The organism is Desulfurobacterium sp. TC5-1, assembly GCF_000421485.1.
GTDB lineage: Bacteria > Aquificota > Aquificia > Desulfurobacteriales > Desulfurobacteriaceae > Desulfurobacterium_A.
Window position 1 is genome coordinate 1,128,750 of record NZ_ATXC01000001.1, and the last position, 15,926, is coordinate 1,144,675.

17 protein-coding genes are annotated in these 15,926 nt (G+C 39.6%); 10 read left to right on the forward strand and 7 right to left on the reverse strand.

All coding sequences use genetic code 11. The features are described 5' to 3' along the window. Positions 1-48 precede the first annotated feature (48 nt). The gene (acs, locus tag H153_RS0105805; protein ID WP_022847200.1) at positions 49-1,944 is read left to right on the forward strand and encodes an acetate--CoA ligase; all 1,896 of its coding nucleotides are present in this window, start codon (positions 49-51) and stop codon (positions 1,942-1,944) included. Between the two features lie 65 nt (positions 1,945-2,009). Then, positions 2,010-5,516 (forward strand): chromosome segregation protein SMC, encoded by a 3,507-nt coding sequence (gene smc / locus H153_RS0105810; RefSeq protein ID WP_022847201.1) that lies wholly within the window; start codon positions 2,010-2,012, stop codon positions 5,514-5,516. A gap of 60 nt (positions 5,517-5,576) precedes the next feature. Here the strand turns inward: smc and H153_RS0105815 are convergent, their stop codons facing one another. The 3 genes from H153_RS0105815 to H153_RS0105825 form a co-directional block, all read right to left on the reverse strand. Then, on the reverse strand, positions 5,577-5,783 hold the full coding sequence (locus tag H153_RS0105815) for a cold shock domain-containing protein (protein ID WP_022847202.1): 207 nt from the start codon (positions 5,781-5,783) through the stop codon (positions 5,577-5,579). Between the two features lie 109 nt (positions 5,784-5,892). After that, positions 5,893-6,684, reverse strand: a complete 792-nt coding sequence (locus tag H153_RS0105820) for a hypothetical protein (RefSeq protein WP_022847203.1) — start codon at positions 6,682-6,684, stop codon at positions 5,893-5,895. Positions 6,685-6,758: 74 nt separating this feature from the next. Next, positions 6,759-7,838: a hypothetical protein gene (locus H153_RS0105825; protein WP_022847204.1), complete on the reverse strand. Its 1,080-nt coding sequence runs from the start codon at positions 7,836-7,838 to the stop codon at positions 6,759-6,761. A 293-nt stretch (positions 7,839-8,131) separates the two neighbouring features. On the opposite strand from H153_RS0105825, the gene H153_RS0105830 reads away from it, so the two are divergent. After that, positions 8,132-9,286 carry an RNA-splicing ligase RtcB gene (locus H153_RS0105830; RefSeq protein WP_022847205.1) on the forward strand — a complete coding sequence of 385 codons (1,155 nt, stop codon included), beginning with the start codon at positions 8,132-8,134 and terminating at the stop codon, positions 9,284-9,286. 12 nt (positions 9,287-9,298) lie between these two features. On the opposite strand, the gene H153_RS0105835 is transcribed toward H153_RS0105830, so the two are convergent. Together H153_RS0105835 and rpmE are read right to left on the reverse strand one after the other, a co-directional pair. Then, complete coding sequence (locus tag H153_RS0105835; protein ID WP_022847206.1) at positions 9,299-9,682, reverse strand: FAD-dependent thymidylate synthase; 384 nt, start codon at positions 9,680-9,682, stop codon at positions 9,299-9,301. Further along, positions 9,682-9,888 (reverse strand): 50S ribosomal protein L31, encoded by a 207-nt coding sequence (gene rpmE / locus H153_RS0105840; protein WP_022847207.1) that lies wholly within the window; start codon positions 9,886-9,888, stop codon positions 9,682-9,684. The genes H153_RS0105835 and rpmE overlap by 1 nt, the downstream gene beginning before the upstream one ends. A gap of 81 nt (positions 9,889-9,969) precedes the next feature. On the opposite strand from rpmE, the gene H153_RS0105845 reads away from it, so the two are divergent. From H153_RS0105845 to H153_RS0105875, 7 genes are all read left to right on the forward strand, one after another. Beyond that, the gene (locus H153_RS0105845) at positions 9,970-10,593 is read left to right on the forward strand and encodes a DedA family protein (protein ID WP_022847208.1); all 624 of its coding nucleotides are present in this window, start codon (positions 9,970-9,972) and stop codon (positions 10,591-10,593) included. Continuing rightward, the gene (trpA, locus tag H153_RS0105850) at positions 10,568-11,353 is read left to right on the forward strand and encodes a tryptophan synthase subunit alpha (protein ID WP_022847209.1); all 786 of its coding nucleotides are present in this window, start codon (positions 10,568-10,570) and stop codon (positions 11,351-11,353) included. Before H153_RS0105845 ends, trpA begins: the two co-directional genes overlap by 26 nt. An 11-nt stretch (positions 11,354-11,364) precedes the next feature. After that, complete coding sequence (gene tatA, locus H153_RS0105855; RefSeq protein ID WP_022847210.1) at positions 11,365-11,601, forward strand: twin-arginine translocase TatA/TatE family subunit; 237 nt, start codon at positions 11,365-11,367, stop codon at positions 11,599-11,601. Positions 11,602-11,622: 21 nt separating this feature from the next. Then, on the forward strand, positions 11,623-12,354 hold the full coding sequence (gene tatC / locus H153_RS0105860) for a twin-arginine translocase subunit TatC (protein ID WP_022847211.1): 732 nt from the start codon (positions 11,623-11,625) through the stop codon (positions 12,352-12,354). Positions 12,355-12,452: 98 nt separating this feature from the next. Further along, positions 12,453-13,721, forward strand: coding sequence for a transcription termination factor Rho (gene rho, locus H153_RS0105865; RefSeq protein ID WP_022847212.1), 1,269 nt, complete (start codon positions 12,453-12,455; stop codon positions 13,719-13,721). A 10-nt stretch (positions 13,722-13,731) separates the two neighbouring features. Further along, complete coding sequence (gene gmhA, locus H153_RS0105870; RefSeq protein ID WP_022847213.1) at positions 13,732-14,304, forward strand: D-sedoheptulose 7-phosphate isomerase; 573 nt, start codon at positions 13,732-13,734, stop codon at positions 14,302-14,304. 97 nt (positions 14,305-14,401) lie between these two features. Next, positions 14,402-15,199, forward strand: a complete 798-nt coding sequence (locus H153_RS0105875) for a 2-amino-3,7-dideoxy-D-threo-hept-6-ulosonate synthase (protein WP_022847214.1) — start codon at positions 14,402-14,404, stop codon at positions 15,197-15,199. Between the two features lie 25 nt (positions 15,200-15,224). On the opposite strand, the gene H153_RS0105880 is transcribed toward H153_RS0105875, so the two are convergent. Together H153_RS0105880 and H153_RS10170 are read right to left on the reverse strand one after the other, a co-directional pair. Further along, a complete protein-coding gene (locus H153_RS0105880) occupies positions 15,225-15,740 on the reverse strand; it encodes a gamma carbonic anhydrase family protein (RefSeq protein WP_022847215.1) in 516 nt (171 codons plus the stop codon). Between the two features lie 15 nt (positions 15,741-15,755). After that, positions 15,756-15,926 (reverse strand): hypothetical protein, encoded by a 171-nt coding sequence (locus H153_RS10170; RefSeq protein ID WP_022847216.1) that lies wholly within the window; start codon positions 15,924-15,926, stop codon positions 15,756-15,758.

The following is a 15,926-nucleotide window of genomic DNA, read 5'->3' on the forward strand; positions in this document are numbered from 1 at the left end:
TTGTAAAATTAATGTAAATCCATAAATCATAGCTTAGGGGAGGCAAAAATGAGTGAAGAAAAGTTTCAAAATCTGCTCCACGTATCAACGGTAATTAATCCTCCGGAGTCGTTTGTTCAAAATGCAAACGTAAAAAGCTACGAGGAAGAGTATAAGAAATTTCTTGACAATCCTGAAGCTTTCTGGGCAGAAGTTGCAGGAAACCTTTTCTGGTACCGCAAATGGGACAGGGTTCTTGAATGGGAGCTTCCATACGCTAAGTGGTTTGTTAACGCTCAGACCAACATAACGGTAAATGCTCTTGACAGACACGTTAAGAACGGAAAGAAAAACAAAGTAGCATTTTTCTGGGAAGATGAATTCGGCAACGAGAAGGTCGTTACTTACGGAAGTCTTTACACGCTTGTTAACAAACTTGCCAATGCACTTAGAAAAGCCGGTATTGGAAAGGGTGATAGGGTTGTAATCTATATGCCCCTTGTCATTGAGCAGGTTGCTGCGATGCTTGCCTGTGCAAGAATAGGCGCCGTTCATTCTGTCGTTTACGCTGGATTCAGTGTTCCAGCCTTAAGACACAGGATTGAAGATGCTGAAGCAAAGATGGTAATCACGGCCGATGTAACGATTAGAAGGGGAAGAGCAATTCCTCTAAAACAGATAGTTGACGAAGCCATCAGGGACCTTGAAACGGTTGAAAAAGTAGTTGTTCTAAGGAGACTAAAGCCCAGGGTTGACCTTATAGGTGAAAAAGAGATTGACTTTTACAAATTCATTGAAAATGAACCATCATACTGTGAACCTGAAGTGATGGATTCAGAAGACCCCCTTTTTATGCTCTACACTTCCGGCTCAACCGGCAAGCCCAAGGGTGTTATTCACACGACAGGCGGTTACATGGTCGGAACTTACTATTCCATGAAAACAGTTTTTGACCTTAAGGATGATGATATTTTCTGGTGTACTGCTGACCCTGGCTGGATTACAGGACACAGCTACATCGTTTACGGGCCGCTCGTTGCAGGTGCCACTCAGGTTATAGCAGAAGGTGCGCCAAACTATCCGGACTTTGGAAGATGGTGGAAGCTGGTTGAAAAGTACGGTGTAACTATCTTTTATACGGCACCTACCGCAATAAGAATGTTTATGAGAGCAGGTGAAGAGTGGCCCAATAAGTATGACCTCTCTTCTCTCAGGCTTTTAGGTTCTGTTGGTGAGCCAATAAACCCTGAAGCGTGGCTCTGGTATTACAAAGTTATAGGCAAGGAGAAATGTCCTATTGTTGATACCTGGTGGCAGACTGAAACCGGCGCTGTCATGATAACGACCATAGACGGCCTTCCAATGAAGCCTGGAAAAGCTGGTAAACCCGTTCCCGGTGTGATCGCCGATGTTGTTGATAAAGAAGGGAATCCCGTTGAACCTGAAAAAGGCGGGTTCCTCGTTGTTAAATATCCATGGCCATCTATGATGAGAAGGATTCATAAAAATCCTGAAAAATATGAGAGTTACTGGAAGACAATCCCAAACTGCTACTTTGCCGGTGATGTTGCGACAAAGGATGCAGACGGTTACATAATGATCTTAGGCAGGGCTGATGATGTTATTAACGTTTCAGGACACAGAATTGGAACGATGGAGGTGGAATCTGCCCTTGTTTCCCATCCTGCTGTTGCTGAAGCAGCTGTTATCGGAAAACCTGACCCTGTAAAAGGAGAAGCAATAAAGGCGTTTATCATCCTTAAAGCCGGTCATGAACCGTCTGATAAGCTGGTGGAAGACCTTAAATATCACGTTCGTATGGAGCTTGGTGCCCTCGCCGTTCCTTCAGAAATAGAGTTTGTTGATAAGCTTCCAAAAACAAGAAGCGGTAAGATAATGAGAAGGGTTCTTAAGGCTAAAGAGCTTGGAATGGATCCGGGAGACCTCTCTACACTTGAGGATTAATGCAGAAGAGGGGGAATCCCCCCTCTCTGCTATAATTACGGTTACAGGTTTTTCCCGGAGGAACAATGCATATTAAGTCCTTAAACTTAAAGGGATTTAAGTCTTTCGCAGATGAGACTGAAATCAGATTTTCAAGAGGCATAAACTGCATAGTGGGTCCAAACGGTTGCGGGAAAAGCAACATCGTAGATGCTCTCAAATGGGTTACCGGTGACACTTCTTCAAAGGGAATGAGAGCCTCCAACATGAAAGATATGGTCTTTAAAGGAGCTGTTGGACGGCGGGCTGCAAGAACTGCTGAAGTTTCCATAACCCTTTACAGAGACGAGCTTCTTCCTATAAAGGAAAACGAAATAACGATAACCAGAAAAATAAAGTCAAACGGTGATTCTGAATTTCTCATTAATAACAGAAAAGTGAGGCTTAAAGATATTCAGGAGTTTTTTGCCTCTATTGGCCTTGGGCATAAGGACTATGCATTTTTTGAACAGGGACAGATAGATAGGATTTTAAAACTTAAACCCGAAGATAGAAGAGGCTTAATTGATGACGCTGCAGGTGTTGGTCCCTTTAAGGAGAAAAAAGAGGAAACGCTTAAAAAGCTTGAAGACGCCGAGACAAACCTTGAGAATGTGAGGAAAGTAATAAATGAGGTGGGCAGAAACTTAAAAACTCTTAAGAATCAAGCGGAAAAGGCAAAAAGATATGAAGTTTTAAAGCAGAAAGAAAGGGAATTTGAGAAAAAGCTTTTAGGCTTTGAAATAAGAGGAATAAGGATAAAGAAAGAGTTTACAGAAAAGGAACTTGCAGTTTTAAGAGAGGATAGAGTTTCCCTTGAAAAAGAACTTTCCACACTTCAGGTTGGTCTGGAAAATTTAAGAAAAGAGGTTGAGTCCGTTACAAAGGAGATTGAAGAAACCTCGAAGGAACTCTATGAACTTGAAAAAACGAAAAAAGAATCTTCCGTAAGGAGGGAGTTTTTAGGGAAAGAGATAAAACGGACAGAGTCTGAACTGAAAGAGCTTGATTCTGAGGAACTTTTAAAGATAGAAAGGCTTAAGAAAATAAAGGAAGAGACAGAAAGCCTTGTGGCTGAAAGGAAAAAGCTGAAAAAGAAGGTTTCCTCTTTAGAAGAGGCAGTCTCTTTTAAAAGACAACAACTAAAAGATTTTGAGGCTGATAAGAAAGCCCTTGAAGAAGAGATATCTAAAATCCGCCGCTTTATATCTGAAGCAGTTAGCAGGTACTCAAAGATTGAAATGGAAATGGTTAGAGAGGAAGAGAAGGTCAGGTCGTACTCCCGCCAGATAGAGAAGCTTCCTTCGGAGATAGAAAGCTGTGAGAAGGAAAAAAAATACTATCTTGAACAAAAAAATCGCCTTGAAAAAAGATTATCTTCTGTTTTAAGAGAAATAGAGACTCTTAAAGAGGAAAAGAAGAAGCTGCTTCTCCTGAAAGATAAAAAAGAGGAGAAAGTATCAGAGGTAAAACGAGCCATACAGGAAAAAGAGAAAGAGATTGTTTCTGTATCTTCAAAAATAGAGAGTATGGAAAAACTGCTTGAAACTCTTGATTTTGGAAAACTTGAAAACAGTATAGTTGAAAGTGGAAAGCACGGGAAAGTTAAAGGATATATAGGCCTTTTGATAAACCTTATAAAGGTTGATGAGGGTTGGGAAAGGATTGTAGAGTCTTACCTTTCCACTTTTGGCGCAGGTATTGTTGTCAAAACCTTTGACGATATTATCTGGATAAAGGAAAGGATTAAAGGTAACGGTAGAGTTCTGCTATTTGCGGCAGATGTAACGCCTGTCAAGAACAAATATATAGAGGATGCAACCCCACTTATTTCCCATGTTAAACCGATCGATACCCGGGTGAAAGACCTTGTTTCTGTTGTATTTTCAAATGTTTTCTTTACATCTTCAGATGCTGAAAAGTTAGCGAAAGAACATCCAGATTGTATCTTTGTTGATAAGGAACTTAACCTTTACAGCGGTAAAGGCTCCTTCATAGGTAAGTTTAAAGCCCGTGGTATTTTGGAGATAGAGAAAGAGATTGAGAATTTGAAAAAACGGAAAACTGTGCTTGAACAGGAATTGGAGGAAATAAATAAGAAACTTTCACCTGCCTGGGAAGAGCTTTCAGAGGTAGAAGAGTCCATATCGGAGATCAACATAAAGTCTGAATCGTTAAGGGTTGAAAAGGTAGAGATTGAGGGTAAACTGCGGGAAGTGGAAAACAGAATAGAAGTTTTATCGTCAGATATAGAGAGTTTAAAAGGGCGTTTAAAAACTGCAAGAGAAGCCGTTGTTTCGTTTTCAAGTAAAAATGAACTTTACGAGAAAAAGTTATCCGAACTTTCCTCTAAAAAAGTAGCGCTTGAAAAGCAGCTTACAGAGAAAGAAAAAAAGTTAAAAGAGGTTGAAAAGGGAATAGAAACTTTTAAAGAATCTCTATCTGCTCTTCAGTCAGATCTATCCCTTTACAGGGAAAAACTAAGGAATCTTGAAGAGAAGCTAACAGGCAAGGAAAGGGCAGTTAAGGCTATTAAGGATGAGATAAAGACGATTACGGAGAAGAGAGAGCGGTTGCTTTCTGAACTTGAAAAGGCGCGAAAAGGCATAGAAGAGGCAGAGAGAATCCTTTCAGGGATAGATGAGGCGATAGAAGATACAAAGAACGACCTGAAAGCGTTAGAAGAGAGAAGGAACGAATTGTCAGTAATTATAAAACAAAAGGAAGAGGCCTTAAAGCAGAAAGAATCAGAGTTAAAGGCGCTTCAGAAAAAGATAAAAGAGTACGAAATAGAGCTTGCAAAGCTTAATGTTAAAGAGGAAGAAATCGTTCAAAAGATACTTGAAATTGAATCAACAGTTACGGAAGCGATAGAAGCGGCAGCAGACGTTGATAATGAAGAAGAGCTAAAAAGGGAATTAATCTCTGTAAAAGAGAAAATTTCAAGACTCGGTGCTGTTAATCTTCTTGCCATAGAAGAGTATAACAAGGTAAAAGAGCGGTACGAATTTATTCTTGAACAGGAAGAGGACCTTATAAAATCCATTAAAGATCTTAAAGAGGCAATAGAGAAGATAGATGAAGAGATAAACCGAAGATTTTTTGCCACGTTTAAAGCGGTTAATAAGGAGTTTAGAAAAACATTTAAGAAGGTTTTTGGTGGTGGTTCTGCAAGACTTGTTCTAACATCAGATGATCCAGCTGAAGCAGGTATAGAGATAGAGGCAAAACCACCAGGTAAAAAACATTCAAATATTAATCTGCTTTCAGGTGGTGAAAGGACGCTGGTTGTTATTTCTTTGCTTTACGCCCTCTATTCAATTCATCCAGCGCCGTTCCTCGTTCTTGATGAGATAGATGCTGCCCTTGATGAGATTAACATACTCAGGTTTACAGAGCTTCTTAAAACCATTTCAGAAAAAACGCAGGTTATAGTTATTACTCACAAGAAAGTTACCATGGAAGTGGCTGATGTTCTTTACGGCGTAACGATGGAGATTCCGGGAATATCAAAGATTGTAGGCGTTTCCTTCGCCGTTTCGGAAGCTGTCTAAAATAGAAAAAGCCCGGCGCGGGCCGTTTCTACCGCACCGGGCTTTGATTTCCAGTCTAAATCAGGCTCTTTCTACGTTTATAGCTTTAAGTCCCTTGTCACTTTCGGTAATGTCAAAAACGACTCTTTCACCTTCCTCTATTGTTTTAAATCCTTCACCATTAATGCCTGTGTAGTGAACGAATACGTCATGTCCGTCATCTGTTGTGATGAAGCCGTATCCTTTGCTTGAGTCAAACCACTTTACTGTTCCTGTAAATCTTTCCATGTTAAAAAACCTCTCTAAATTAGTGTTCTTGAAATGAAAAAGGGCCTTGAAGGTAGAAACGGCACACCTTCAAGGCCCGTCCTTCCACTTCACATCTTAACTTATGAAATTATTCTTCTTTGTCAATATCTGATTTTAGAAAAATAATTATCATTCCGGCAATGAATCCTAAAATTCCCCCTATAAGGATGACAATAATTCTTGAAGGTTCTTCTTTTAAAAGGTGAGTGGAAACTATTGTATACCCTTCTAAATTTTCCAGCTGATACTTTAAAAAATTTAATGTTTGTTGAGTTTTAGCAAGATTAAGTTCCATGTTTATCGGGTTAAAACCTATAATATGTATTTTTTTTCTCTTTATTTGAATATCTACATTTGATATTATATCTTTCATCTTTGGAATTTTTGACGAATATACCCTGATATCTTTCTCTATAAGCTCTTTTTCTTTTTTAAGTTTGTTTCTCGTATAACTCAAGTTATTCAAGTACTCTGCAAGTTTGTCCAAAAGACTAATCATCCCTTTCTGTTTTAGAGAAATAATTTCTATTTCAGCAAATCTGCCTTCAATCGATTTAGTTTTGATACTTTTCAAATTTTTTAAAACATTTGGCGGGACAGGTATGATATTCTGGACATATTGATAATCATTGTTTTTTATACCATCCATTAAAATCTGGGTTGTTTCCTGAACAAAAGATATAGGAATAATAACTTTTTCAGTCCTTGACGTTGTTATTATATGTGGCAGAGATATTATTGCCTTCAAGTGGTATGAAGGTTTTATAAAACAAGAACCCACTAAGCCCAAGCAGATTCCCAAAAGAGTTGCTGAAAATAGTTTCGCTTTACTTTTCCAGACTATGCAGAATGCTTCAATAATTGAAATCTCCTCTTTCAAGTTTACCTCGAATTATCCTGCTGATATTAAAAAAGGGGGCTTTAAAGCCCCCTTTCTGTTTATTTTCCAATTTATTAGAACTTAAGAGTAAGCTTGAGCTCACCTTGATAATCGAGCTTTTCACTTGGAAGGTAGAGCCCTGCTTGAATGCAGAGGTTTTTATCATACTGATACTTGGCTTTAAGGTCAACCTCATGAGCACTGCTGTAAGTTCCTGTATTATCTCCATCAAAGTTAACGTAAGCAGCACTAAGAGTTACTTTATCCATAGGCTTAACGCTTCCTTCTACAGTAAGAATTTTAGGATTCACAAAATTACCATTATCGTAGTCAAGAACTTCTGCATAATCGTAGTCTGAAAATCCTGTACCTATAACGTAGTTCGTTACAAACCCGTCTTTGTAAACATCGTATCCAATTTTGGCGCCGAACATTCCGGCATCAAGGGATGCACCCACGCCGTAGAACTTACCATTGTTATCAGCACCTTTAGTTTTGAGGTAGGCTCCTTCAGCCCTAAAACCTACTTTCCCAAAATCTGTTGCAACAGCTGGAGTTACCTTAGCGTAAGCAAGGTTTATATCGCTTGCATCCTGATAGAGGTCAACAACCTCATATGCACCGTCAACGCCAAGTGCCTTTAGGTTACCTTCAAAAGCACCTACTCCCCATGTTTGGGCGCTTCCTCTTGCTTCAGCTGTTCCTGCAAGTGCAAGTCCATAATCTGTGTTGTATCCTGCAATTACGGCATCAAGAGTTGAGTCCATAATCTTACTGTCACCAAATACAATGTCTTGATAACCTACTTTCGCAAGAAGGTTAGGTGTGTTGAAGAGATTGTTTACCTGGAAGTACCCTTCGTCAATTGTAAAGTTCATCTGGTCGTCATCTGCAAGAAACCTTACATGTGCAGAGATATTATCGTTCACTTTCGCGTCAAGTTGAACTTTTACTTCTACTGAGTGGTTGTAGTCAGTCTGGTTGTCAGTAGTTATGGTCGTCTTAATTTGACCGCCTACATTGACCTCTGTAGCGTGTGCAGGAACTGCAAATGCTGCTACAAGTCCCATGAGGGTTACTGCTGTTAGTGCTTTTCTCATCCTTAAAAACCTCCCTTCTTTTTGAAGTTTATTGTCAGTATCAAAATTTACCATTTTAACCTTCAGCGTGTCAAGAAGTAAACTATTAAATATTATTTACAATTTTAACACATTATCTAATTGATTGGAAATGCTTATTCAATTGTTTGAAAGAGCAATTGTTTTTATAGCAACATTTATGCCATCAAAAATTGTTGTGTTCCTGTTTGCTTTCAGAATAGGGAAACGTTATATTTCTGACCCGAGGAAATTAATAGACAGTAACTATACGAATGCTTTTTTAAAAAAAGACTTATTCAGGTTTTTGTTTTTATGCAAATCTCTTTGCATACCTGCACGGAGGAAGGATGGAACCGTTTTTAATAGAGGGAAAGGTTCCTATTTATGTTTACGGCAACGATATTGAAACAGAAGTGATGGAGCAACTTAACAGGGTTAAGGATTTGCCGTTTTTCAAGAAGCAAATTGTAATAATGCCTGACTTTCATGCAGGTAAAGGTTGTGTGATAGGTTTTACAGGGTACTTTGACGAGGTTGTTATTCCAAATATTGTGGGTGTTGATATAGGTTGCGGAGTATATACCTATCCACTTGGAAGGCTGGGAAAAATCAACCTTCAAAAGTTAGACGCTTTTGTCAAAGGCAATATTCCTCTTGGGCTTACCTGCAGAACAAAGAATAACGCCAGAAAGCTGCCGCTGTCAAAAGAAGATAGGAATTTTTTGAAAGAGATGACAGCGGTTTTAACAAAGAAGTTTGGGATAGATCTTAATGAACCGCTCCTACAGGTTGGAACTCTTGGGAGCGGAAACCACTTTATAGAGTTAGGTGTTGATGATGAAGAAAACTATTATTTAACCGTCCATTCAGGTTCAAGAAACTTGGGTTTGAGGGTCTGCGTCCATTTTTACAAAAGAGCTGTTGAATATACTCAAAAAGTTATGCCGCATCTTCATAAGGACCTCTCCTTTCTACCTCTGAATAAAGGTGGACAAGATTACATGGAGGCAATGAAACTTGCCCAGAGGTACGCTGATATTAACAGAAAAATGATGTTGAAACTGATAATTGAAAACTTTTTCAGACAGGAGTTTAACGAGTCTAAGATAATTAAAAGCGTTCACAACTACATAGACGTTGAGAGGGACTACTGCGTCAGAAAAGGTGCTATTTCAGCTCATAAAGATGAAAAAGTTGTTATTCCGTTTAACTTAGTTTACGGTCTGATTATAGGTAGGGGTAAGGGCGTGAAAAAATTGAATTTTTCAGCACCTCATGGTGCAGGCAGGAAGATGAGCCGCAGAAAGGCCAGGGAGAAGCTTTCTTTTAAAGAGTTTAAAGAAGTAGTTATGAAGGCAGGTGTTTACTCTTCAACAGTTTCATCTAAAACGATAGATGAAGCACCTATGGCCTATAAAAATCCTGATGAGATTCTGGAATTTCTGCCCCAAACTGTTGAGATTGAAAGATTCGTCAGACCGATTTACAACGTGAAGGGATAGCGGTCAATAAAGTTAAGCCAGCCACTCCGGGATATACTCTCCTACAGCTTTTGTAAACTTAAATTCAGGAAACAGTGTTTGGAGTTCTTTCATCGTTCTCAGATTGAGAGTGACGATAAAGCCGTTTTCTATATGGCTGATAGATAGGTATGGTTTTTCCATCATAATAGAGAGAAGTTCCTCTTTTAGGGATTCGGGAACAGAAAAGGTAAACACGGCATGTTCAATGACAGAGAGATGTCCCATACCTGCTACTTTTTTTATAAGTTTCCGGTTATCTTCCGGTGAGAATTTTGAGAGAAGCTCATCAACGGAAAGGCCAGAGTAGCATACCCTGGCCGCTGTTGATACTGTTTTGAGGATATCTTGTGTAGAAGAGATAAGCTTTATCTCCATTAATATTTGTCTCCGTACTTGGCTTTGAACTTCTCGGCTCTACCGGTAATAGATACCTTTCTCTGTGCACCTGTAAAGAAAGGATGGCACTTGTTGCACACTTCCACTTTAATCTCTGGAAACTTTGTTGATCTTGTTACCCATGTGTTACCACAAGCACAGATAACTCTTGTCTCTTTGTATTCTGGATGGATGCCTTCTTTCATTATGTAAACCTCCTGTATAATTGGTTTTCAGTTTTATAAATTGCAGTATGAAAGTTTATTTTAGAGATTAGCAGGTGTCAAGTGGATGTTGCTAATGCAGTCAGTGAATCACTTAGGTATCTTGAATCAAATCCTCACATAGCCGGGTTAATAATAGGGGTGTGGGCGTTTCTTGAGACGGCTCTGCTGCTCGGGCTTGTTTTTCCCGCGGAGAAGATTTTAATAGTTGGAAGTGTTCTTGTCGCCAGAGGATATGTTTCTCCCGTGAATTTTGTCTTATCTGTTGTTTTGGGAACGGTAGCAGGCTATACCATAAGCTATTTTTTCGGATACTGGGTCGGGGAGAGAACGCTTAAACAGATTCTTAGGAAGTTCAAAGTTGGTTCTGAAAGTTATGAAAAGGTTAGACAATTTGTTGTCAGTAAGGGAGAAATAACGCTCGTTTTCGGAAGGTTTATTGCTGTTTTCCGTTCCATACTTCCTGTCGTTATGGGTGCTTTTAAAGTTCCTTTTATTTCTTTCACTTTGTGGAATATTGTTGGAGCTTTTTTATGGGCTATCTTTTACCTTGTTGTAGGTGACTTGATAGATAAAATTTTATCCATTATTATTACCAATAAGATTTTTGCTGTTCTCTTAATTGCTGTATCTTTAGCAGGATATTACTTCTGGAGACGTTATGAAAAGAATAGAAAAGGCGTTTAAGGGAAAAAAACCTCTTATAATTTATGCTACAGCCTGTGATCCTGACTTTGATACATCTCTTGAGTTTTTCAGGATTATACTTAAGTATGCAGATGTCGTTGAAGTTGGAATGCCTTTTTCTGATCCTCTTGCCGATGGACCTACAATACAGAAAGCTCACGAAAGGGCACTTAAGTCGGGAGCTAACACTGAAAAGGTTTTTGAACTTGTGTCTGTTCTGAGAGAAGAATTTCCAGATAAAGGCATACTTCTAATGGGTTACTATAATCCTGTATTTGTTTATGGTGAGGAAAAGTTTATAGATGATGCGGCTGCTGCTGGAGCTGACGGATTTATTGTTCCTGACCTTCCACCTGAAGAAGGAAAAAATTTTTCAGAGTATGCAAAGAGAAAGGGCTTAAGTCCTGTTTTCCTTGCTGCACCTACGAGTACTGATGATAGGTTGAAGTTGATAGCAGAAGTCTCCGGCGATTTTATATACTATGTTTCTCTTACGGGAACTACAGGAGCCAGGGATGAGCTTGACTATCCTTCCATAAAGGCGGATATTGAAAGAGTTAAAAAAGTTACAGAGAAAAAGGTTGTTGTTGGATTTGGTATATCAAAGAAAAAACATATAATTAGCCTTTACGGAGCAGCTGATGGTTTTGTCGTTGGAAGTGCAGTTGTGAAAAAGATAGAACAGCTGGACAGACTGGGACTTGAAGAGCTGTTAAGAGAGCTAAAAAATGGTATAAAAGAGGCTTCAAATAACGGTTAACGGAGGAAACAATGTTTGGTGGAATTGGAACTAACGAGCTTATTCTTATTCTTATCATTACTCTTCTCATCTTTGGTCCCTCAAAACTTCCAGACCTTGCTAAGTCAATGGGAAAAGCAATAAATGAGTTCAGAAAGGCATCTTCCGGTATCATAGATGAAGACGAGAAGAAAAAGGAAGAACCCAAAAAAGTTACAAGAGATGAAGAGGTAGAAAAGATAAAAGTTAAAGATTCAAAAGACGCATAATCAACAGCTAAAGGTGGTTTTATGTCAGAGGAGAGGATTCGTCCGGAAGAGGCACCGGTTACATACCATCTGGAAGAATTAAGGAGCAGGCTCTTTAAATCGGTTATATCTATTTTTGTAGGCTTCCTTATCTGCTGGCCTTTCAGGAAAGACATTCTTCTCTTCCTTGAAAGACCTCTCCCTGATTATTTGAAAGGAAAGCTTGTTTTCTTCTCCCCTCCGGAAGCCTTTTTCACCGCTCTTAAAATCTGTTTTTTCGGTGGAATGATTATTGCAATGCCTTTTATCCTCTATCAGGTCTGGAAATTTATTGAGCCGGGACTTTACCCTCATGAGAAAAAGTTCGTTATTCCTTTTCTCTTTTTCTCTTTTCTCTTCTTCTCAATAGGTGTCTGTTTTGCCTATTTCATAATGATACCCTTTGCCTTAAGGTTTTTACTTGGATTTATGGGAAATCTCCTTGTTCCTCAAATTGGAATTGGCAACTACATCTCTTTTGTTATTCAGCTAACTCTCGCTTTTGGGTTTGTTTTCCTCTTACCTGTAGTTGTGGGGCTTCTTGCAAAATTGGGGGTTATAAACCATAAGCTTCTTGAAAAGAATAGAAAGTTTGCTATACTAATAATATTCATAGTAGCAGCTATCCTAACACCTCCCGATGTGGTTTCCCAGATAATGATGGCTGTTCCTTTGCTCTTTCTTTACGAACTAAGTATAATGGTTGCAAAGGTTCTCGGGAATAAGGAAGGGTAATGTTTCCAATTTCTAACATAATACTTTAGGCAGTTGGGAAAGGGCTACGTGTGTTTATTTCAATAAAAATCTTATAACCCGATGGAGGAAAAAGCATAATGGCTCAGGAAACTGAGGTTCTGTCTCTGGAACAACTTCAAAACATGAGTATTTTTGATTTGAGGAAAATAGCCAAGTCACTGGGTCTTGATGTAAAATCTGTTAAAAAACAGGATTTGATATTTAAGATTCTTGAAGAAAACGCGAGAAAAAGGGGCGCCATATACAGGGTAGGTGTTCTTGAGGTGCTCCCGGATGGATTTGGATTTTTAAGGTCGCCTGAGAACAACTATCTTCCAAATTCAACCGATATTTACGTTTCACCCTCTCAAATAAGGAAATTTGGTCTTAGAACAGGTGACACTATTGCCGGCGAGGTCAGGCCTCCAAAAGAGGGTGAGAAATACTTTGCGCTTTTAAAAGTTGATGCTGTAAACTGGGAACCTCTCTCTAAAGCGAAAACAAGGCCAAATTTTGATAATTTGACACCCCTGCATCCTACAGAGAGATTCAGGCTTGAAACCGTCCCGGAAGAGCTTTCCACCAGAGTGATAGACCTTATAACGCCTGTTGGAAAAGGACAGAGAGGCCTGATAGTTGCACCTCCAAGGGCAGGAAAAACGGTTCTTCTTCAGAAGCTTGCAAATGCTATCAAAACGAACGATCCTGACACTTATTTGATTATTCTGCTTATAGATGAGCGTCCCGAAGAAGTTACCGATATGAAAAGAAACACGCTTGCTGACGAGGTTATAAGTTCAACATTTGACGAACCGCCTGAGAGACACGCTCAGGTTGCTGAGATAGTGATTGAAAAGGCTAAAAGGCTTGTAGAACATAAGAGAGATGTTGTTATTCTTCTTGACAGTTTAACGAGGCTTGCAAGGGCTTACAACACGCTTACACCACCAAGTGGAAAGATTCTTTCAGGTGGTATTGACGCCCACGCTTTCCACAAACCGAAGAGGTTTTTTGGTGCTGCAAGAAATATAGAAGAGGGGGGGAGCCTTACGATAATTGCCACTGCACTTATAGAGACAGGCAGCCGTATGGATGATGTTATTTTTGAAGAGTTTAAAGGTACCGGTAATATGGAAATTGTCCTTGATAGACAGCTTGTTGAAAGGAGAATTTTCCCTGCTATAAACATACAAAAGTCTGGAACAAGGAAAGAGGAGCTTCTGCTTTCCGATTGGGAATTAAACAGGGTCTGGATATTAAGGAGGCTCCTTACCTCTATGGCGCCTGTGGAGGCTATGGAATTTCTGCTTGAGAAACTGAGGAAATACAAGACAAACGAAGATTTCCTGAAGGCTATGAACGCCTGATGGAGCTGCTATGAAAGAGCTTATATACTATTCATTTCTTGAAAGTGCTGACCTGAAAAGGAATTTTATTGAAGAAAATAAAGAGTATCTCTTTCTAATTTTTTCTAAAGTTGTAGAAAGAATAAGAAATGGCGGAAAGATTCTTTTATGCGGTAACGGTGGAAGTGCAGCTGATTCTCAGCACATAGCAGCTGAGCTTGTTGGAAGATTTCTGCTTGATAGGAGAGCTCTTCCGGCGGTGGCCCTTACCACAGATACGTCTATCCTGACGGCCGTTGGTAACGATTTTGGATTTGACGCTATCTTTGAGAGGCAGGTGGAAGCCTTAGGCAGTGAGAATGACGTTTTAATAGGTATCAGTACCAGTGGCAATTCGGAGAATGTAATTCGTGCAGTTATGAAGGCCAAGGAGAAAGGTATATTAACAGTTGGGTTTCTCGGAAAAGATGGTGGTAGATTGAAGGACCTGGTGGATTATCCAGTAGTTGTCAAGTCGTTTTCGACGCCGCGAATTCAGGAGGTACACATAACTATCGGACATGTCTTGTGTGATTTTATAGAGAAATCCCTGTTTGGGCGATAAACTTTCCCCCGTTTTTTCTTACCTCTGGAGCTTATACTTTATTAAAAAAAGAGTGGTATAATTTCCCTTCAAACGATTTACTGTCTGGAGGAAAGAAATGAAGATAGGAAAGGCTATAAGACTTGAAAGAATAATAAACAGAGAGACGGGAAAGACCGTTATAATTCCGATGGATCACGGCGTTTCAATGGGACCAATCCCCGGGATCATTAACATAAGGGAATCTATAGATAAAGTGGCCAACGGCGGTGCTAATGCAATCATCATTCACAAGGGACTTGTAAGACACGGTCACAGAAAGAGGGGAAAAGACGTTGGCCTGATTATTCACCTTTCTGCCAGTACTTCACTTTCACCAAAGCCCAACACAAAAGTTATCGTTTGCTCTGTTGAAGAAGCGATAAAAATAGGTGCTGACGGTGTCTCTGTTCATGTTAATCTTGGTGATATAAATGAAGATAAGATGTTAGAAGATTTTGGAGCAATAGCGGAAAGCTGCCTTGAGTGGGGAATGCCGTTAATTGCGATGATGTACGCGAGGGGCGAAGGAATAAAAAATCCCTTTGACCCTGATGTTGTTGCCCACTGTGCCAGGGTTGCGGCTGAGCTTGGAGCCGATATTGTTAAAGTTGCCTATACGGGCGATACGGAAACGTTCAGGAAGGTTGTTGAAGGCTGCCCTATTCCCGTTGTTATTGCAGGTGGTCCAAAGATGAGCAATGATATGGAAATTCTCGAAATGGTTGAAGGTGCAATGAAGGCAGGTGGTGCTGGTGTTTCTATCGGAAGAAACGCATTCCAGCATGAAGATCCTGAAAAAATAGTCAGGGCTATTTCTCTCATCGTTCATGAAGGAAAAACGGCAAAAGAAGCTGCAAAAGTTTTAGAAGGTTAATGAGAGGCGCCTTAAGGCGCCTTTTCTATTTTTCGCTTAAATATTCATTCTTATATTCAACATATCTGAGTGCGTGCTCTTTCAATCCTTTTATCTCTTCCTCAGACAGTGTTCTAACGACTTTTGCAGGAAATCCCATTATCAAACTGTTTGGAGGAAATTCTTTCCTTGGGGGAACAATGGTTCCGGCTGCAACTATCGAGTTTTTGTTTATAACGACATTATCAAGAATTATCGCCCCAATTCCTATCAGGCAATTGTCCTTTATTTCGCAACCGTGGAGTTTTACAGCATGTCCTATGGTAACATAGTTTCCAACAATTGTTGGTGCGGTCTTGTTGGTAACATGAATTACCGTTCCATCCTGAACAGAAGTGCATTTTCCTATTCTAATGTAATTCACATCACCCCTTATTATCGTTCCGTACCAGATGCTGCTGTCATCACCTATCTTAACGTCCCCGATGATTACCGCATCTTCAGCAATGAAAACCCTCTCTCCAATTTCTGGATTCATCCCTTTAAACGGTTTTATTATCATAGCCGTTATCCTCCATTAATAGCCGCTTCCCCTGGTGAATACGGCAAGCAGCCAAATTATAAATGAAAAGATAGCGGAAACTATTAAGAGCCACTTCATGAAAACAGCAAATTTCCTGTAAAACGTGAGCTCTTTATCTTCTTCCCTCTGCTTTTCCCTGTAGTAGTCTCTGTCGTAGATTCCCAT

What these genes read in the sequence shown, in the direction of transcription:
- H153_RS0105880 (WP_022847215.1), bottom strand. Translation starts at nt 15,740, where the DNA reads ATGATAATAAAACCGTTTAAAGGGATGAATCCAGAAATTGGAGAGAGG.
- trpA (WP_022847209.1), top strand. Translation starts at nt 10,568, where the DNA reads ATGAAAAGAATAGAAAAGGCGTTTAAGGGAAAAAAACCTCTTATAATT.
- H153_RS10170 (WP_022847216.1), bottom strand. Translation starts at nt 15,926, where the DNA reads ATGGGAATCTACGACAGAGACTACTACAGGGAAAAGCAGAGGGAAGAA.
- acs (WP_022847200.1), top strand. Translation starts at nt 49, where the DNA reads ATGAGTGAAGAAAAGTTTCAAAATCTGCTCCACGTATCAACGGTAATT.
- smc (WP_022847201.1), top strand. Translation starts at nt 2,010, where the DNA reads ATGCATATTAAGTCCTTAAACTTAAAGGGATTTAAGTCTTTCGCAGAT.
- tatC (WP_022847211.1), top strand. Translation starts at nt 11,623, where the DNA reads ATGTCAGAGGAGAGGATTCGTCCGGAAGAGGCACCGGTTACATACCAT.
- H153_RS0105875 (WP_022847214.1), top strand. Translation starts at nt 14,402, where the DNA reads ATGAAGATAGGAAAGGCTATAAGACTTGAAAGAATAATAAACAGAGAG.
- H153_RS0105835 (WP_022847206.1), bottom strand. Translation starts at nt 9,682, where the DNA reads ATGGAGATAAAGCTTATCTCTTCTACACAAGATATCCTCAAAACAGTA.
- H153_RS0105815 (WP_022847202.1), bottom strand. Translation starts at nt 5,783, where the DNA reads ATGGAAAGATTTACAGGAACAGTAAAGTGGTTTGACTCAAGCAAAGGA.
- tatA (WP_022847210.1), top strand. Translation starts at nt 11,365, where the DNA reads ATGTTTGGTGGAATTGGAACTAACGAGCTTATTCTTATTCTTATCATT.
- H153_RS0105825 (WP_022847204.1), bottom strand. Translation starts at nt 7,838, where the DNA reads ATGGTAAATTTTGATACTGACAATAAACTTCAAAAAGAAGGGAGGTTT.
- rho (WP_022847212.1), top strand. Translation starts at nt 12,453, where the DNA reads ATGGCTCAGGAAACTGAGGTTCTGTCTCTGGAACAACTTCAAAACATG.
- rpmE (WP_022847207.1), bottom strand. Translation starts at nt 9,888, where the DNA reads ATGAAAGAAGGCATCCATCCAGAATACAAAGAGACAAGAGTTATCTGT.
- gmhA (WP_022847213.1), top strand. Translation starts at nt 13,732, where the DNA reads ATGAAAGAGCTTATATACTATTCATTTCTTGAAAGTGCTGACCTGAAA.
- H153_RS0105830 (WP_022847205.1), top strand. Translation starts at nt 8,132, where the DNA reads ATGGAACCGTTTTTAATAGAGGGAAAGGTTCCTATTTATGTTTACGGC.